Consider the following 17,049-nt stretch of genomic DNA (forward strand, 5'->3'; position numbering starts at 1 on the left):
CCATCAATTTGATGGCTTTTTTCTTTTTTCAAATACATAAATCTGAAATGCAGCAGTCACAGCAAATTGCTGCTTTTGCTCCAGTGCTTGTCTTTTTTCTAAACTGGCTTTGTAAGCATACGGTGTCATTGCAATCAAATTATTTAAGGCTTGATGATCTAATAACAATTCCGCTTCGACCAGCTTGGATTGTTTGATTTCGAATTGGGCATCAAGCTGTTCTACAAACTTCTGTGGTTCATGTAAATTTACCTGTTCAAATAGCGCTTCACGAAGATGGAATAAATGTGTTGGTGCTGGTGTTACCACAATTAAATGACCATTTTTCTTTAGCACTCTGATAATTTCATCTTGCGGGATAGGGCTAAATAAACTGGTGCATACATCGATTGAATGATCTTGAACAGGTAGAGTTGCTCCTGTTGCCACAATCCATGTCACCTTTGAATTCAGCTTTGCTGCTCTTTGAACTGCTGTTTTTGCAATATCTACTCCAATACAATACTGGGTATGCTGCTGCATCGCATTGGTATAATAGCCCTCACCACAGCCAATATCTAAAACGGCATGAGGCTTTAACTCTTGTAGCAATTCAACGATCGCATGTTGTAAAGGCTGATAAAATCCTGCTTGTAAAAATTCACGCCTTGCCAGCACAGACTCTGCCGTATCGCCAGGGTTCTTACTGTGTTTATGTTGAACGACATGTAAATTGACATAACCTTGTTTGGCAACATCATAATGATGCCCTTTTTCACATCGCCACGAATTTTCAATTAGATTCAATGTCTGGCGACAAACAGGACACATCAATAAACTCATCTATTTTCTCCAAACAAAAAAAGCTGGTGATCACCAGCTTCTTTTTATGAATCTTGGTTTAACGTAATTTTAAGGTCATTAACCCCAATACAACGAGGAAAATGGTAATAATCCAGAAACGAATAACGACTTGGGTTTCTTTCCATCCCTGTTTTTCGTAATGATGATGTAGCGGTGCCATTAAAAAGACACGCTTATTACGCATCCGCAATGAACCAATCTGTAAGAACACAGAAATTGCTTCCATCACAAATACACCGCCCATAATTGCAAAAACAATTTCTTGGCGAACCATCACAGCAATCGTGCCCAGCATAGCACCTAAAGCCAATGCGCCGACGTCGCCCATAAAGACTTGTGCTGGATGTGCATTGTACCAAAGGAATGCCAAACCTGCGCCAACCATTGCTGAACAGATAACAACCAGTTCAGAAGTGTATTTCACGTAAGGAATATGCAAATAATTGGCAAATCGAATATCACCTGAAAGGTAAGCAAATACACCTAACCCAGCTGCAACCATGACAATTGGCATGATGGCCAGTCCATCTAGCCCATCCGTCAGATTGACAGCATTAGATGCACCGTTAATCACTAGATACGTAAAAACAATAAATGCAAGTCCGAATGGAACAACAGAAAGTGGTATCGATAAATTTTTAAAGAACGGGATGAGCAAATCCAACATATTGGCCGTATGAACCATACTATCTTGCTGTTTTGCAATAACATATAGCGCAACACCTGCGCCTAAAGATGCTACAGATGTCCAGAAAAATTTCTTACGTGCGGGTAAACCTGCGTTGTCCTTATATCGTACTTTAATCCAATCATCTGCCCAACCAACTGCACCGAATACAACCATTACCCCCAACACGATCCACACATAAGGGTTAGATAAATCAGCCCATAACAATGTACTAATCCCGATCGAGAGTAAAATTAAAATCCCTCCCATCGTTGGCGTACCCATTTTTTTGGCATGATTCTCTGGTGCAAATGAACTGACTGCTTGACCGTATTTCAGGGCTTGTAACTTACGAATCATCACTGGTCCTAACACCAGTCCAATCGCTAAAGCCGTCAATAGACTGAGTAAAGAGCGCAGTGTTAAATAACGAACAACTTGAAATGAGCTGTTATAGCCTGCCAATTGTTCAAATAACCATAACAACATTTAAATTTTCTCCATCAAATCAGCCATCAACGTTTCCATATGGGTATAGCGAGAACCTTTAAATAGGAAACTCATGTGCTGTGGTTGATGTGTTTCTACTAAACTAAACAAAAACGACAAAGCTTGTTCCTGATTAAGAAAAGCCTGTAATTTTTTGCCGTACTGCGTGCTTCTCGCACCTTCTTGTGTTGCTGGTGAAAATTCACCTACTGCAACTACAAAATGAATACCCTGAAGCGAAACTAAATCTCGACCCAACAAATAATGTTGTTGTGCAGCCGTATCCCCAAGCTCACCAATATCCCCAATGATCATGACTTTAATCCCCGCTTGCTGCGCGAGCACTTCAGCTGCGGCACGCATTGAAGTGGGATTGGCATTATAAGTATCATCAATAAACAGATGATTTGAGTGTTGAATAAAATTCAAACGCCCCTTAGCACCCTGAGCTTGTTCTAAACCATGAATAATGTCATCCAGCGCAATTCCAATTGCTAAGGCAAACGCTGTCGCCGCTGTCGCATTCTGCACATTGTGCACACCTGCAAACGGAAGATCTACTGTACGCATACCTTGCGGAGTGTGTAAATTAAATTTTGCTGACTGAGGATGCAATTCAACATCTGTCGCAAACACATCCCCACCATCACCGAAACTTAAAATTGAATGGCTTTGAGCATTTTCACGAATAACTGTGCTGAAATCATCGTCCGCAGGAACAATTGCAGTACCTTGTGACAGTATATGTGCATAAATTTCTGACTTGGCGCGGCAAATACCTTCACGCCCACCAAACTCACCTAAATGTGCAGTACCAATATTCAAAATACCTGCAACATGTGGTTGAACTAAATGAGAGGTATAGTCAATTTCACATTGATGACTTGCTCCCAACTCCATAACGGCAAACTGATGTTCTGAACGTAGCTCAAGTAACATCATCGGCACACCTAAATCATTATTTAAGTTACCACGCGTAATTAACGTCGGAGCTAAACGAGACAAGATACTGCCCAACATTTCTTTGGTGGTGGTTTTACCACTGCTACCTGTGAGAGCAATCACTTTGAGCTGTGAATTTTGCTGACGACGATAAGCCCCTAGATGCCCCAAAGCCAAACGAGTATCTTTCACGATCAGTTGCGCAATATCAGCATCGATTGGACGCTCGACAATCGCAATTTGACATCCTTGTATCGCCACTTGTGCTACAAAGTTATGTGCATCAAAGCGCTCACCTTGCAAAGCAAGAAAAACATCTCCAGCTTCGGCATGACGCGAGTCAGTCAAAATACGCTTAATTTCACCTTGTGGAATATTCTGTTGATACCACTGCCCTTGAGTCGCTTGCTGTAATTGTTCTGCTGTCCAAGGTTCTAATGGAACGGTACTGGTGGTTGAAGTATGCATACGCTTTATTTACCTTTTAACCTTATTGCGCAGGATAAGCTGAATCTACAGAGTGCGGCTGTGCATCAATTGCAGACTGCACCTCAACCACATCATCAAACCAATGCCGAACCCCATCAATTTCCTGATAATTTTCATGCCCCTTACCAGCAATCACCACAATATCACCCGCTTGAGCTTGCGCTACCACAAATTTAATAGCTTCACGGCGATCACGAATTTCATGCACAACATGATCAATAAAACAGATACCATTTTTCATATCTGCAAAAATCTGTTCAGGATTTTCAGTTCGTGGATTATCCGAGGTCAGAACAACAGGATTGGCATGATCTAGTGCTGCTTGAGTCATGAGTGGACGTTTGCCACGATCACGATCACCACCACAACCAAATACTGCCCATAACTGCCCATTGACATGACGTTTCAATGTTGTCAGCACTTGAACCAAGGCATCAGGTGTATGTGCATAATCCACGACAAATAATCGTTCAGCATCTTGAATCACCTGCATTCGACCGGGTGCACCTTTCAATTGCGGAACAAACTCGACTAAATCAGCCAAGGCAAAACCGGTATATTCTGCTGCAATCAAACTTGCCAATAAGTTCTCTACATTAAAATGTCCCAATAAAGGACTTTGTACTGCATAAGAACCTGTTGGGCTAATCAGCGTGAAACTTGCTCCACTCAAGCGATATTGCAAATCTGAGATATGATAATCCGCACTCGCCTTCGTCAATGAATAAGTTAAAATTTTAGGTTGTGAAGGATTCGTTTGAGCCGCATTCAACATCAGATGCGCATGCGCATCATCCAAATTGATTACTACAACCTTTAAAGTGGTGAATTTGAATAATAAGGCTTTGGCTTCAGCATAAGCTTCTAAAGTACCGTGATAATCTAGATGATCACGACTTAAATTACTGTACACTGCAATTTCAAGCGCACAACCATTAAGGCGCCCTTGTTCCAAACCATGTGAACTGGCTTCTAATGCGACAAAACTTGCGCCTTGTTTAGCATAGTCATGTAAGGCATGCTGTAATTGCAGCGCATCCAAAGTAGTATGCGTAGATGGCATTAAATTCGGTAAAATACCGTTACCTGTAGTCCCCATCACTGCACAGCCTTTGCCTTGTGAGCTAATCAGCTCCGCAATCAGACGTGAAATTGTGGTTTTTCCATTGGTTCCTGTCACCGCAATACCACGTAATGGCTGAACAGGATCGGTCCCTTGTAAATATTGCTTTTGCCATTCGCCCATTTGATAACGGACATCAGCACAAACCCATTCATTTGCGAGACCTAATGGCGTTTCACTAATCACCGCCAACGCACCCGCCTTCAAAGCATCTTCAACAAATTGGCGTGTTTTTTCTGCTTGACTATAACTATTTAAAGCAATAAAAATTTGCCCTTGTTCAACTTTACGGCTATCCAAACAAAAGCCATGAAAAGGCTGTGTATACCAAGCCGTATCTATGCTGATCGGATGTATCTGTTGAAAACTAATCGACATAATTTACCTACGGTTTGGATTGTATAGAAGTATCTAATGGTCTATCTAACGGAACATTCAACAAGCGCAATGATTCTTGCATGATACGTGCAAACACTGGTGCAGCAACGAGACCACCGTAATAACGACCTTGTGGATTTTCAACAACAATAATTATGGCTAAACGGGGATCACTGATCGGTGCAACACCAGCAAACAGTGCACGATATTCATTACTCGAATATCCTTTACGATCAGCACGTAATTTATGTGCTGTACCCGTCTTACCACCTACACGATAACCAGGAATGACTGCTTGTTTCGCTGTTCCTCCAGGCATGGTCACTTGCTCTAGCATTAATAAAACTTCGTCAGCAATCTTTGGACTCAGCACCTGTTTTCCTTCAGGTGCTTTATCTAATTTGCGCAAGCTGAGTGGCATTTCAACACCGTGATTTGCCAACATCGCATAGCCCTGTGCAAGCTGTAAAATCGTTGCGTTAAGACCATAACCATATGCCATCGTACCCAATTGTGAGGGATTTAATTTATCACCAGAGTACAATAAACCAGCACTTTCGCCTGGAAATTTCACGTCTGAACGATGACCAAAACCGACACGCCTAAAGAATGAAGGAACCGTATCTTTAGGCAAAGACAAAGCAAGTTTTGCTGAACCGACGTTAGATGACTTAACAATAACGCCTGTCAGGGTGAGCGCACCATAATTATGTGTATCGCGAATCGTATGCCATCCAAGCTTCATGGAACCTGGTGAGGTATTGACAATAGTATTCGGTGTATATTTACCACTTTCCAAGGCAGCAGCCACAGTAAATGGCTTCATGGTTGAACCTGGCTCAAACATATCAATTGCGCCACGATTACGCATCGCATCTTTATTACTAAGACCATTTTTATCATTTGGGTTATACGATGGCCAACTGGTCATCGCTAAAATTTCACCAGTTTTCACATCAACCGTAATCGCTGTAGCAGAACGTGCATTATTCGCAACACCAGCGGCAGTAAGCTCACGATACATAATGTATTGCAAACGAGAGTCGATACTTAGGGTAATATTTTCGCCAGACTCGACTTCTTTGATTACTTCAGAAACTTTTAAACGGTTGCCTTTTTTATCACGAATAATTTTCTGCTCACCATCCATCCCTGACAACTGTTTATTCAGCTGCATTTCCAAACCTTCGATGCCTGTACCTTCACTATTGGTTAATCCAATAATTTGAGCATTCGGCTGAGGTTGCGGATAGTAACGCTTATAACTTTTCTCAGCATAGACGCCTTGAAAGTTTCGCTTGGTAATTAAATCTGCTTGCTGTGGTGGAATTTCTTTCTGTAATACCAAATAACGTGAGCGCGGACGATCATTCATTTGTTTTTTTAAACTTTGACGATCAATACCAACTGCATCGGCTAACTCGTCTAAATTTAGATTTTTATCAGGCAATTGACGCTTAAGTTTACGATTGGTGGGATCTTTTTTGAGTTCTGCGGTGATCTCATCGTATAAATGTTTGGTTTCCCAATAATCTCTTGGATCAATCACAATTTTCATGATTGGCGTACTAATCGCTAAAGGCACGCCATGCCGATCACTAATCACACCGCGCATTGCTTCAAGGCGTTCTGTACGCAAAATATTGGCATTGGCTTTATTTTGCAAAAAGTCTTTATTCACAACTTGCACATAAAAAGCACGAGCAACCAGCACAACAAAACAAAGAAGCACCGTTCCCCAAAGTAGGTAAAAGCGCCACATATCCAAGGCAAGGGTTGGCTTTTCCGAAATGGACTGCTGTTTTTTTCGTATTGGTTTAGTTCTCTTATCAGCCATACAGCATGCCTTATTTATCTTGCTTTGAAGTCATAGGTAAAGAAATCACAACGGTTTGCGCAGCAGGTGGTGAAAACATCCGCAATTGCGTGACGGCGCGTGACCCAATCTGAGCAGTTGCACCAAACGTCTGTTGCTCGATCAATAAACGCCCCCACTCTGCATTTAAATCATCTCTTTCACGCATATATCCACTTAAATCACGATAGTCATGGCGATATTCAAACACCTGAAAAACCACCATCATCGCGCTGACAAACACCAGTGCAAGCAGTACAGCATAAACAATAACTTTTTTCAGTCCCTTTTTGCTGTTGGGTAAAACGTCGTCATCATTTTTATTGTTCATTATTTGCCTTTTTGCTCTAAACGTTCCGCAACTCGTAACCAAGCACTACGTGAACGTGGATTTGCTTTAACTTCTGCTTCACTCGCACGAATACGAGACACTTTCTTTAAACGTCGAGTATCCACCTGTGCTTGTGGCATTCCCCAACCATGATCTTCAGCTAAGCTAGATTCTTTTTGAATGAACTGTTTGATCAAACGATCTTCCAATGAGTGGAAGCTAATCACCGCCAATTGTCCTGTAGGCTTTAATAGCTCTACAGCTTGAGGCAAAAAAACCTCGATATCATCAAGTTCTTTGTTAATGGCGATACGAATTGCCTGAAAAGTACGCGTTGCAGGATGTTTATGTTTTTCCCATTTTGGATGGGCTACTTTTACAATTTCAGCAAGCTGCGCAGTAGTGGTGATTTCTCCAGCAAGCTTAATCGCTTTGGCAATACGACGGCTATAACGCTCTTCCCCGTATTGATAAATAATATTCGCTAATTTTTCTTCTTCAATTTTGATTAACCACTCTGCTGCCGTTAAACCTTGCGAGTTATCCATCCTCATATCCAATGGACCATCATGCATAAAACTAAAACCACGTTCTGCTTGATCAAGCTGCGGTGAAGACACGCCCAAGTCAGCCATAATACCATCGACTTCAGTGATACCAATCTGATTCAATTCAGTCTGGATATCTGCAAAACTCGCATGAATAATTTTAAAACGTGGATCTTCTTGTTCTAATTCCGCAGCCACTTCGAGCGCTTGTGGATCTTTATCAAATGCATATACACGTGCGTTATCATCTAATTTTGAAAGCAATAACTTGGTATGCCCACCTCGACCGAAGGTCGCATCGACATAGAGACCAGTATCGCGACCTGCCAATACGCCATCAACGGTTTCATGAAGTAAGACAGAAATATGCGACATAAGAAATGAATCAACAGCTAAAAATGTAACTGCACATTATCACCTTGTTTTATGCCAGTACCAAACGACTTTTTGTAGAGAATTCTTAACTTCTCATAGATAAAACCGTTTTATTTTCATTTTTCATCCAATAAAAAAGCAAATACACGAAGTATTTGCTTTTTAATCTCACAACGTCGCCGTTATCGCTTTTTTTATCTAAGGTTTTTCAGCATAAATCTGATCAAAGATCGCACCATTCACAAAGTGAGTTTTTTGTGCTTTTGCCCAACCTCCAAACACATCATTAATCTTGAACAATTTAATTTTTGGAAATTGTTTTTCATATTTCGCAGCAACTTGAGGATTTCGCGGACGGAAATAATGTTTGGCCGCCAACTCTTGACCAAGCGGTGAATACAAGAAGTTTAAATAGCCACGAGCCAAATTACGATTACCGTTTTTATCAACCGTTTTATCAACGATAGCAACTGATGGCTCAGCCAATATCGAAATAGAAGGATAAACAATATCGAACTTGTCTTTGCCTAAACCTTGCGTCGCTAAAAGCGCTTCATTTTCCCAAGAAAGTAATACATCACCGATGCCACGTTCAGCAAAGGTCGTTAATGAGCCTCGGGCACCCGAATCCAATACTTTGACATTTTGGTAAAGCTTTTTCACCAATTCTCGTGCCTTGGTATCATTGCCTCCTGGTTGTTTTAAAGCATATCCCCAAGCAGACAAATAAATCCAACGTGGCGCACCACCTGTTTTTGGATTTGGTGTAATAATTTCCACACCTTCTTTGGTTAAATCATTCCAGTCACGAATATTCTTTGGATTACCTTTGCGGACAAGGAAGACAACCGTAGATGTATAAGGTGCTGAGTTATCTTTAAATTGTTTTTGCCAATCTTTTCGAATAAGACCAGCATTGGCGATTTCATCGATATCATTTGCCAAAGCTAAAGTTACAACATCAGCCTGCAAACCGTCGATCACCGATCGTGCTTGCTTCCCTGAACCGCCATGCGATTGTTTAAAATCAACCTCTTGTCCTGTCCGTTGTTTCCAATATTGACCAAATGCTTGGTTGTATTCTTGATAAAACTCTCGAGTTGGATCGTAAGAGACATTTAAAAAAGTCGTAGCCGCCTGTGCTACACCATTTAACCCCAAAGCCAATAAAGCAGCCGCAATTACAGTTTTCATTTAATTTTGCTCATTTGTTACTCATACAACCCACTATATTTATTTAAAATTAATTTACAATCATGCACTTATATTAATATTGTTTTTACTATTCGCTTTTTAAGATATGCAAATATCATGCTTTTATTGCATAAAAAATGCTAAAGCTTATATTTCTTAGTCAAAAATAAGAGAAAACATCAAACTCCACTTTTTCTACACATTTGCTTGCTAAATTCAACTTGCATACAAAGTAGCCAAACAGTTATAAATAGTGAGTATTTATAGCTCAAAAACTTATGATTTTTGTAAAAAGTGTGACGTAGTTCTACTTTTTTATTAAGATTTATGTTTGAATCGTATTATTAAAGCAATAGTATGTTTGCTTAGTTAGTCTTGTAGACTCAGGGTCATAAAGGGGAATGTTGGCAATGCGAGCATTAAAATTGAAAAAAACATTATATTTAAGCTTATTTCTTGTATGTTCTGTACAAGTTGGACACGCTGCTGCGATTAAAGAAAGCAGTAATATCAAATCATTTGATAAATCTTCACCGAATTTGATTGTAAAAGCACTTGATCAACAAAAGCGTAACACTGCAATGTTGCCATCAAATGATGATGAATTGAAAATGCTGAATACGATTCGCACGAATCCCACACAAAACTTTTTTGCAAGTCAACACGAGCGTTTTTCACGTTTCGTGCAAACGATATTCCAACCTCATACTTCTTAAATTTAAATATGTATCCCCTCTCATGTTTAAATGAAGCCTAGTCATGCTGTGATTAGGCTTTTTCGTTATAATAAACCCAATTCTTATTTGCTCCCCTCATAATCTATGAAAGTTCGTACTCGTATTGCACCGTCTCCTACAGGTTTTCCACATGTAGGAACTGCCTATATCGCTTTGTTTAACTTATGCTTTGCTAAGCAACACGGCGGTGAATTTATTTTACGTATTGAAGATACAGATCAGCTCCGTTCAACTCCAGAATCTGAAAAAATGATTTTAGATTCTTTACGTTGGTTAGGTCTCAATTGGTCTGAAGGTCCTGATGTCGGTGGTCCGCATGCACCTTATCGTCAATCAGAACGTATGGGCATTTATAAACAATACGCACTTGAATTGGTTGAAAAAGGTCATGCTTTTTATTGCTTTGCAACTGCTGAAGAACTTGACCAAATGCGTGCTGAACAACAAGCACGTGGCGAAACACCCAAATATGATGGTCGTGGCTTAAAACTTTCTCAAGAAGAAGTACAACAGCGTCTTGCTGCGGGTGAACCACACGTCATTCGCATGAAAGTACCGGAAGATGGTGTCTGTAAAATAAATGATTTACTCCGCGGCGAAGTTGAAATTCCATGGGTTCAAGTGGACATGCAAGTTCTTTTAAAGACTGATGGTCTACCAACGTATCATTTAGCCAACGTAGTCGATGACCATTTAATGGAAATCACTCATGTATTGCGTGGGGAAGAATGGTTGCCATCTGCACCAAAACACCAGTTACTTTACCAATACTTTGATTGGGATATGCCAACACTGTGCCATATGCCTTTATTGCGTAACCCAGATAAGTCAAAATTATCAAAACGTAAAAACCCAACTTCGATCAATTATTATCGTGATATTGGGGTGCTGCCTGAAGCATTGTTGAACTATTTGGGTCGTATGGGTTGGTCAATGCCTGACGAACGTGAAATCTTTACTTTACAGGACATGATTGAAAACTTTGATGTACAACGTGTTTCGCTAGGTGGACCTATTTTTGATGTTGAAAAACTTAATTGGCTCAATGGTCAATGGATTAAAGGCTTAACACCGGGACAACTTTTAGACCGTTTATTGACGTGGAAAAGTGACCGACAAACGCTTGAAGATATTGCAGCTGCCATTCAACCAAGGATTAATCTACTGTCTGAAGCAGTCAATTGGGCGGGCTTCTATTTCAACCATATGCCACAAATCAGCAAAGAGCAATTTGAAAGCAAAAAATTGACTGATGAGCAAGTTCGTCAAAGCTTGCAATTTGCGATTTGGCGCTTAGAAAGTCAGTTTACTTGGAACAACGACACCGTGAGCCAAACGCTGATGGATTTGGCTAACCAAATGGAAATCAAGCTGCGTGACTTTATGCCAGCGTTCTTTATTGCGATTGCAGGCTCAACCAGTTCAACACCAGTCATGCAATCGATGGTGACTTTAGGACCAGATTTAACCTTTGCTCGCTTACGTCACGCACTCGAGCTTGTGGGCACACCAAGCAAGAAAGAACTGAAAATTTGGGAAAAGTTAAACGAATCACTTAAATTGCCGAAAAATGATGCAAATAGTGAGACTTAATTCAGTTTAATCATTGACGTGTGAGTGCAATCCCCCTAATATTGCGCTCACACAAACTGGGGTCATAGCTCAGTTGGTAGAGCGCTACAATGGCATTGTAGAGGTCAGCAGTTCGATCCTGCTTGGCTCCACCAAACTTTTTGTGTTGCCTCACCTGTCCCTATCGTCTAGAGGCCTAGGACATCGCCCTTTCACGGCGGTAACCGGGGTTCGAATCCCCGTAGGGACGCCATATTCTTTATCTAATAACAATGAATAATTATATTTTTCTCTCAATCTTTCTCTTAATCAGATTGCACATTTCATAATTTTCCATAAAATAGCCGCTTCTCTATGCTTGGACAAATTGTCGTATGCAATCTTCCAACTCAAATGCGCATTCAGAATCTAAAACCTTAAAACGTGCAATGAGTACTCGCCATTTAGTTATGCTTTCCTTAGGCGGTGCAATTGGTACAGGTTTATTTTTAGGTTCTGGTGAAGTGATCGCACAAACAGGTCCTATTGGTGCAATTCTTGCCTATATCTTAGGCGGTCTGATTGCATATATGGTGATGCTTTGTTTAGGTGAACTCGCAGTCCATATGCCTGTCGCTGGATCTTTCGGTGCATACGCTCAAAAATACATTGGTCCAGGTACAGGTTACATGATTTCTTGGGTGTACTGGCTGACATGGACAGCGACACTAGGAACAGAATTCACCGCAGCCGCGTTACTAATGCAAGAATGGTTCCCTCATATTTCGATGTGGATATGGACCATCATTTTTGCGATCACAATATTAGGGCTTAATCTTAGCTCAACGCGAATGTTCGCTGAGTCTGAGTTTTGGCTTGCACTGGTCAAAGTGATCACCGTCATTGCCTTTATCATTTTAGGCTTAATGGCTATTTTTGGATTTATTCCATTCCACGGTTACGAATCGGCACCGCTTTTTCACAATCTCACTGCACATGGTTGGTTCCCACAAGGTTTGGTTCCAATTTTTACGACAATGTTGATTGTAAACTTTGCTTTCTCAGGAACTGAATTGATTGGGGTTGCCGCTGGTGAAACCAAAGATCCTGCTGAAAATGTACCAAAAGCCATCAATGCAGCGATTTGGCGGTTATTAATTTTCTTTGTTGGTACCATCATCGTGATTAGTGCCCTGCTTCCTTTCCAAGTTGCTGGCTTAGGTGGTGAAGGGGTCAGTAGCAGTCCTTTTGTTACTGTATTTAATTACATTGGTATTCCATATGCCGATGATATTATCCGTTTCGTGATTATTACTGCATTGTTGTCTGCGGCAAATTCAGGTCTTTATGCTGCATCACGTATGATGTGGTCATTGTCAGATCAGCGTCAACTGCCAAGTCTATTCTCTAGACTCTCTAAAAGTGGCACACCAATCATTGCGCTTGTGGTAACAATGTTCGGTGCTATTCCTGGGTTACTCTCAGAGCACTTCGCTCCTGAAACAATTTTTAAGAACTTATTAGGTGTTGCCGCATTCACGATGGTTATCGTGTGGATGAGTATTTGTTGGAGTCAATTTAATTTTAGACGCCAATGGTACAAGGCTGGGCATACCGCAAAAGATTTAAAATTTGCTGCACCTCTTTATCCAATTGTGCCGATCTTAGGTTTTGTATTCTGTTTTATTACGGGTTTAAGTATGGCAGCAGATCCTGAGATGCAAGCTGGCTTTATTGGATGTTTGCTGTTTATTGCAGGCTGTTATTTAAGTCACTATGTTTTATATCGAAATCGCAAATAATAGTGCTTCATAAAAAATGCAGCGTTAGCTGCATTTTTTATCTCAACAAAAAACATTTTCAACATGATTTTAAACTTAAATCCTTATTTTTGATTATTTATTCTTCGATATGTTTTATTTTTAAACACTTACCCAGTTTTTTTAGATTTTCTATAGAAAAGTGTTTGACACCCTATCTAATTCACCCTAATATACGCCCACCTCTGAAACGTCCCTATCGTCTAGAGGCCTAGGACATCGCCCTTTCACGGCGGTAACCGGGGTTCGAATCCCCGTAGGGACGCCAATATTTATTATTGTTTTCAGATGTATGCCTCATATAAGTCCCTATCGTCTAGAGGCCTAGGACATCGCCCTTTCACGGCGGTAACCGGGGTTCGAATCCCCGTAGGGACGCCAAATTCTAAAAAGCCACTGCAATGACAGTGGCTTTTTTATTGCTTATTCGCTTCCAATACCAACTTGAACTTCTAGGCGTCCAGACTGTACCCGCAAGCCACGGATCTCAAATTGATCCACCAATTGCTGAACCAATTCACGACTTTCTTGCAGAATATTCAATCCAGGCAAAATACTAAAATCTGTCAGACTTAAAAGTTTATCGACCATCCATGAACGGTTATTAATAAAATCAATAAAGCCTGCTTCTTCGAGGTCGATATACCAGAGGCGATGTCCTTCTTTTTGAATCCCAGGGACATCACGAATCAAATGATTAATCAAAAATGGAATCGGTAATGAATTAATCACTTCGAAACTGACATTTCCAACACGACGCGCAGCCCAATTGGTTAAGGTTCCACCGTGACGAATTTGTAGATCAAGATGCTCATCGACCTGACGTAAACGCAGATATTTTTCCTGCCCAATACGACACTCTAAAACATTAAATTCAAGTGAAAGACGATATAAAAACCGACGATAATGTCCATCTAATTCGATATGAAATCGATCATTACCACATTCAACTTTAATATCATCAATTTCAGAGCGATCCATGCGCTTACGAATTTGATTATTCAATAAGATTTCAGGCAAATATAAGGTTAGGCTACTTTTCCCCAAAGAAGCACGCGCCATAGCCAATGAAACTTGTCTCGCCGCTTCACTGGTCTCAGAAACCATATCTCGAACGGTATTTCGCATCCCCTCCACACCACGTTTGGTATGATGAGTCACCTGATCTAGAGCGTCTAAAGCTGCATCTGCCACACCTGCAATATTACGCGAGGTATCACTGGCAAACTCAACGGCATCTTGCGCGTGTTGCAGCGTTTTATTAATTAAACGGCGTGATAACGATGGTTTATCATCAGACGATTCTATGTCAGCTGGCATAATATCGAACATTGCCTTTTTATCATCTTGTCGATTCAAGATGCTCTCCCTCTTTCTCTTTCCTTACTTGCTCATGTTGATGTATGAGCTAAATCTACTTTCTGAACTTATTAGACATTTTTAACTAGATTAGCATGCTCTCTACAGCAATTTGCGTCTTTTTGTTGCTCACTCTCAAATTAATCAAACCCTAGCTTGATTGAATTTCACTCAAAAAATGTTACTTTTCATCTTCTTTATAATCCGATATTTCTTTCGAATCAAAACTTATTAAGATTTGATTATTTCGAATAGTTTTGTATTGCATTAGCGTATTCTGTAATGCATTGATTTTGTCTTGAGCCATTTCAGACTCAAAACCAGCAACTTCTCGTAATGCTACCCATGCCGCATTTACCCGATCAAAGTCATTTCCTTTTTCTAATTTTATTTTCATCCAGTTCGATAAATCTTGAGCTCTTTGTTGTATTTCATATTGATAGATGAATAATTGACTCGTAAATGCAATATTATCCAATTGAAGCAATATCAGTTTCATTTGCTGAAAAAGTGCAGTTTGTTGATACAAATAAGGTTGTAGACATTCTTGATAAAACCAAGATGTAAACGCCGTCATTTCAGTAACAACCATATCTCTTTGCGCATACAACATATTTCTCTCTGAATGAAATTTGTCTAAACTTTCTTCCCCCAAATAATTCAGTAATCCATGTTCGAGTATCAGTTGAAACTCCGCTAAATTTAATGGTTTTTTAGTTTGGAAATGCGTATTTGGCAATGTTTCAAACCAAGCTTTAGACTGACTTGGTGTGATCAATCGTTTTAAAAGTTCTGGTTCAGTTTGCACAGACAGCCAAAATTGTTGTAATGCTGGTTCAAATTCAATGGCTGTCGTCAATTCATTATTTTTCAGAAGCGTTTGCACAGCAGTTCGAATTGCTTCGTTCTGAGCAAGATGTTCTAAAATAATTTCACTATGCAATAATTTAGGTGCGTTAGCTATTACCTCTTTGCTAAAAGGCAAGTCAAACTCTTTCACTTTTAAAATATGATTTAAACTTTTCCCAAGCGAATTTAATCCTCGCCCAACATCAGCCAAAATATTGGTTTGTACCGCCCGTGTTTTTAAAATACTATCCGGCAGTAATGATTTAACACCAGCTTGTAATAGCTTTGCATAAGCTTTCTGATCAATTGGTTTCAAATACTGAATGAGCAAATGGATTGCATACTCCACATCACTCATCTGTGGCTTATATTCAAGCTGATTGCGGTGAATTAAACTTTCAATATAACCGAAAAATGCAACTTCATTGACTTGAGAGGATTGCTGAGCTGCCCATTCATACCATTCAATTGCTTTCGTGTATTCAGAAGCACCCGCATAAGATTTCGCAAGTGCATTTGCATGCTGAGCACTAGGATACTGCTGCTGAAAATGATGAAGTAGCTCAATTTTAGGCTGTTGGTCTAGACATTGATCCAACTGGCGCAAGTAACCATTGATTTGTTGCTGACTCGGTTTCAGTACAACGAAATTGAGTTGATACATCAAACATTGCTCATACCACGCATACTTTCGCGCATGAAACTCATAAGCAGGAATAAAATCAGTTTCAATTAGTTCAATCAATTGTTTTGAATAATGAATATCCTCATCGTCCGCATGCTTAAATTTCCACTGTTTGGGTAATGAAACTTTAAATAATCGCAGCAAGAAATTGGCACTTAGGTCAGGGCTTTCCATTGTCACCAACATCAGTTTATCTTGTGTCGATAAATGCTCTTTTCCCTTCTGTATACGTGACAACCGTAATTTTAAAATTTTGGTAACTAACATACGGTTCCTTGCGCGATATTCAGCAGATGTACGCATCAAATTATCATGACTGATCATCTTTACGCGACTAGGTTTAGACGAGCTGTATCGGCTTTATTAACAGCCTATACAGCCTATGAATAAGTTCATTGATGCTTTTAAATCTTTCAAAATTTTAGCTTTTGCAAAAATTTCGCTAAAATAGCCAAAACACAATAGGAACCATCCATGCAATACCGTTGCCCTAAATGCCAAAGTGTGAAAATTATGCCTGCAAGCCAAGGCGCAAATAGCCCGCGACCAAATGTACCTAAAAGTTTAGTGCTCTTAGTTCCTGCTATTTTTATTCTATTGGTCTTGGTCTTGATTAGTGTTGCCTTGTGGATTTTTGGGAATGGTGCTGGTCAAGGTCTGCAAATCGCAACGATTGTTGTATTTGTTGTCTGTATCATTGCAGCTGTTCTATTTTGGCGTGATCTACCAGACTTTAAAATTTCCATGCAAGCTTTTATGCAAGCACAAAAGCATTGGAAATGCCGTGATTGTAATCATGAATGGCAGAATTAAT

General features: G+C 40.1%; 14 protein-coding genes and 4 tRNA genes. 8 read left to right on the top strand and 10 right to left on the bottom strand.

Features of this window, described 5'->3' with window-relative positions:
* Positions 1-3: 3 nt before the first annotated feature.
* The 8 genes from F933_RS07455 to F933_RS07490 all read right to left on the bottom strand — a co-directional run bounded on the left by F933_RS07455 (position 4) and on the right by F933_RS07490 (position 9,234).
* Positions 4-822, bottom strand: coding sequence for a putative RNA methyltransferase (locus tag F933_RS07455; protein WP_005059949.1), 819 nt, complete (start codon positions 820-822; stop codon positions 4-6).
* 58 nt (positions 823-880) lie between these two features.
* A complete protein-coding gene (gene mraY, locus F933_RS07460) occupies positions 881-1,999 on the bottom strand; it encodes a phospho-N-acetylmuramoyl-pentapeptide-transferase (RefSeq protein WP_005052225.1) in 1,119 nt (372 codons plus the stop codon).
* On the bottom strand, positions 2,000-3,409 hold the full coding sequence (locus tag F933_RS07465) for a UDP-N-acetylmuramoyl-tripeptide--D-alanyl-D-alanine ligase (protein ID WP_005059951.1): 1,410 nt from the start codon (positions 3,407-3,409) through the stop codon (positions 2,000-2,002).
* 22 nt (positions 3,410-3,431) lie between these two features.
* Positions 3,432-4,931, bottom strand: a complete 1,500-nt coding sequence (locus F933_RS07470) for a UDP-N-acetylmuramoyl-L-alanyl-D-glutamate--2,6-diaminopimelate ligase (protein WP_005059953.1) — start codon at positions 4,929-4,931, stop codon at positions 3,432-3,434.
* 7 nt (positions 4,932-4,938) lie between these two features.
* Positions 4,939-6,768 (bottom strand): penicillin-binding protein PBP3, encoded by a 1,830-nt coding sequence (ftsI, locus tag F933_RS07475; RefSeq protein ID WP_005059955.1) that lies wholly within the window; start codon positions 6,766-6,768, stop codon positions 4,939-4,941.
* 10 nt (positions 6,769-6,778) lie between these two features.
* Entirely contained in the window at positions 6,779-7,117 is a 339-nt protein-coding gene (gene ftsL / locus F933_RS07480; protein WP_005052232.1) for a cell division protein FtsL, read from the bottom strand.
* On the bottom strand, positions 7,117-8,040 hold the full coding sequence (rsmH, locus tag F933_RS07485; RefSeq protein WP_005059956.1) for a 16S rRNA (cytosine(1402)-N(4))-methyltransferase RsmH: 924 nt from the start codon (positions 8,038-8,040) through the stop codon (positions 7,117-7,119). The genes ftsL and rsmH overlap by 1 nt, the downstream gene beginning before the upstream one ends.
* Before the next feature lie 198 nt (positions 8,041-8,238).
* Positions 8,239-9,234, bottom strand: a complete 996-nt coding sequence (locus F933_RS07490) for a sulfate ABC transporter substrate-binding protein (protein WP_005059959.1) — start codon at positions 9,232-9,234, stop codon at positions 8,239-8,241.
* Between the two features lie 410 nt (positions 9,235-9,644).
* Here F933_RS07490 and F933_RS07495 point away from each other — a divergent pair, with 410 nt between their 5' ends.
* From F933_RS07495 to F933_RS07525, 7 genes are all read left to right on the top strand, one after another.
* Positions 9,645-9,950, top strand: coding sequence for a hypothetical protein (locus F933_RS07495; RefSeq protein ID WP_005052239.1), 306 nt, complete (start codon positions 9,645-9,647; stop codon positions 9,948-9,950).
* Between the two features lie 105 nt (positions 9,951-10,055).
* On the top strand, positions 10,056-11,564 hold the full coding sequence (gltX, locus tag F933_RS07500; RefSeq protein ID WP_005059963.1) for a glutamate--tRNA ligase: 1,509 nt from the start codon (positions 10,056-10,058) through the stop codon (positions 11,562-11,564).
* Between the two features lie 58 nt (positions 11,565-11,622).
* Positions 11,623-11,698: transfer RNA gene (locus F933_RS07505), tRNA-Ala, on the top strand.
* A gap of 22 nt (positions 11,699-11,720) precedes the next feature.
* Positions 11,721-11,796, top strand: a tRNA-Glu gene (locus F933_RS07510).
* Between the two features lie 121 nt (positions 11,797-11,917).
* Positions 11,918-13,324, top strand: a complete 1,407-nt coding sequence (locus F933_RS07515) for an amino acid permease (RefSeq protein WP_005059965.1) — start codon at positions 11,918-11,920, stop codon at positions 13,322-13,324.
* A gap of 210 nt (positions 13,325-13,534) precedes the next feature.
* A tRNA-Glu gene (locus F933_RS07520) sits at positions 13,535-13,610 on the top strand.
* Between the two features lie 37 nt (positions 13,611-13,647).
* A tRNA-Glu gene (locus tag F933_RS07525) sits at positions 13,648-13,723 on the top strand.
* A 42-nt stretch (positions 13,724-13,765) separates the two neighbouring features.
* On the opposite strand, the gene F933_RS07530 is transcribed toward F933_RS07525, so the two are convergent.
* Positions 13,766-14,701 carry a hypothetical protein gene (locus tag F933_RS07530; protein ID WP_005059967.1) on the bottom strand — a complete coding sequence of 312 codons (936 nt, stop codon included), beginning with the start codon at positions 14,699-14,701 and terminating at the stop codon, positions 13,766-13,768.
* 181 nt (positions 14,702-14,882) lie between these two features.
* On the bottom strand, positions 14,883-16,502 hold the full coding sequence (locus tag F933_RS07535; RefSeq protein ID WP_005059969.1) for a hypothetical protein: 1,620 nt from the start codon (positions 16,500-16,502) through the stop codon (positions 14,883-14,885).
* 207 nt (positions 16,503-16,709) lie between these two features.
* Here F933_RS07535 and F933_RS07540 point away from each other — a divergent pair, with 207 nt between their 5' ends.
* Entirely contained in the window at positions 16,710-17,048 is a 339-nt protein-coding gene (locus tag F933_RS07540; protein WP_005052250.1) for a zinc-ribbon domain-containing protein, read from the top strand.
* The last annotated feature ends 1 nt before the right edge of the window (position 17,049 follow it).

The organism is Acinetobacter beijerinckii CIP 110307, assembly GCF_000369005.1.
Classification (GTDB): Bacteria; Pseudomonadota; Gammaproteobacteria; order Pseudomonadales; family Moraxellaceae; genus Acinetobacter; species Acinetobacter beijerinckii.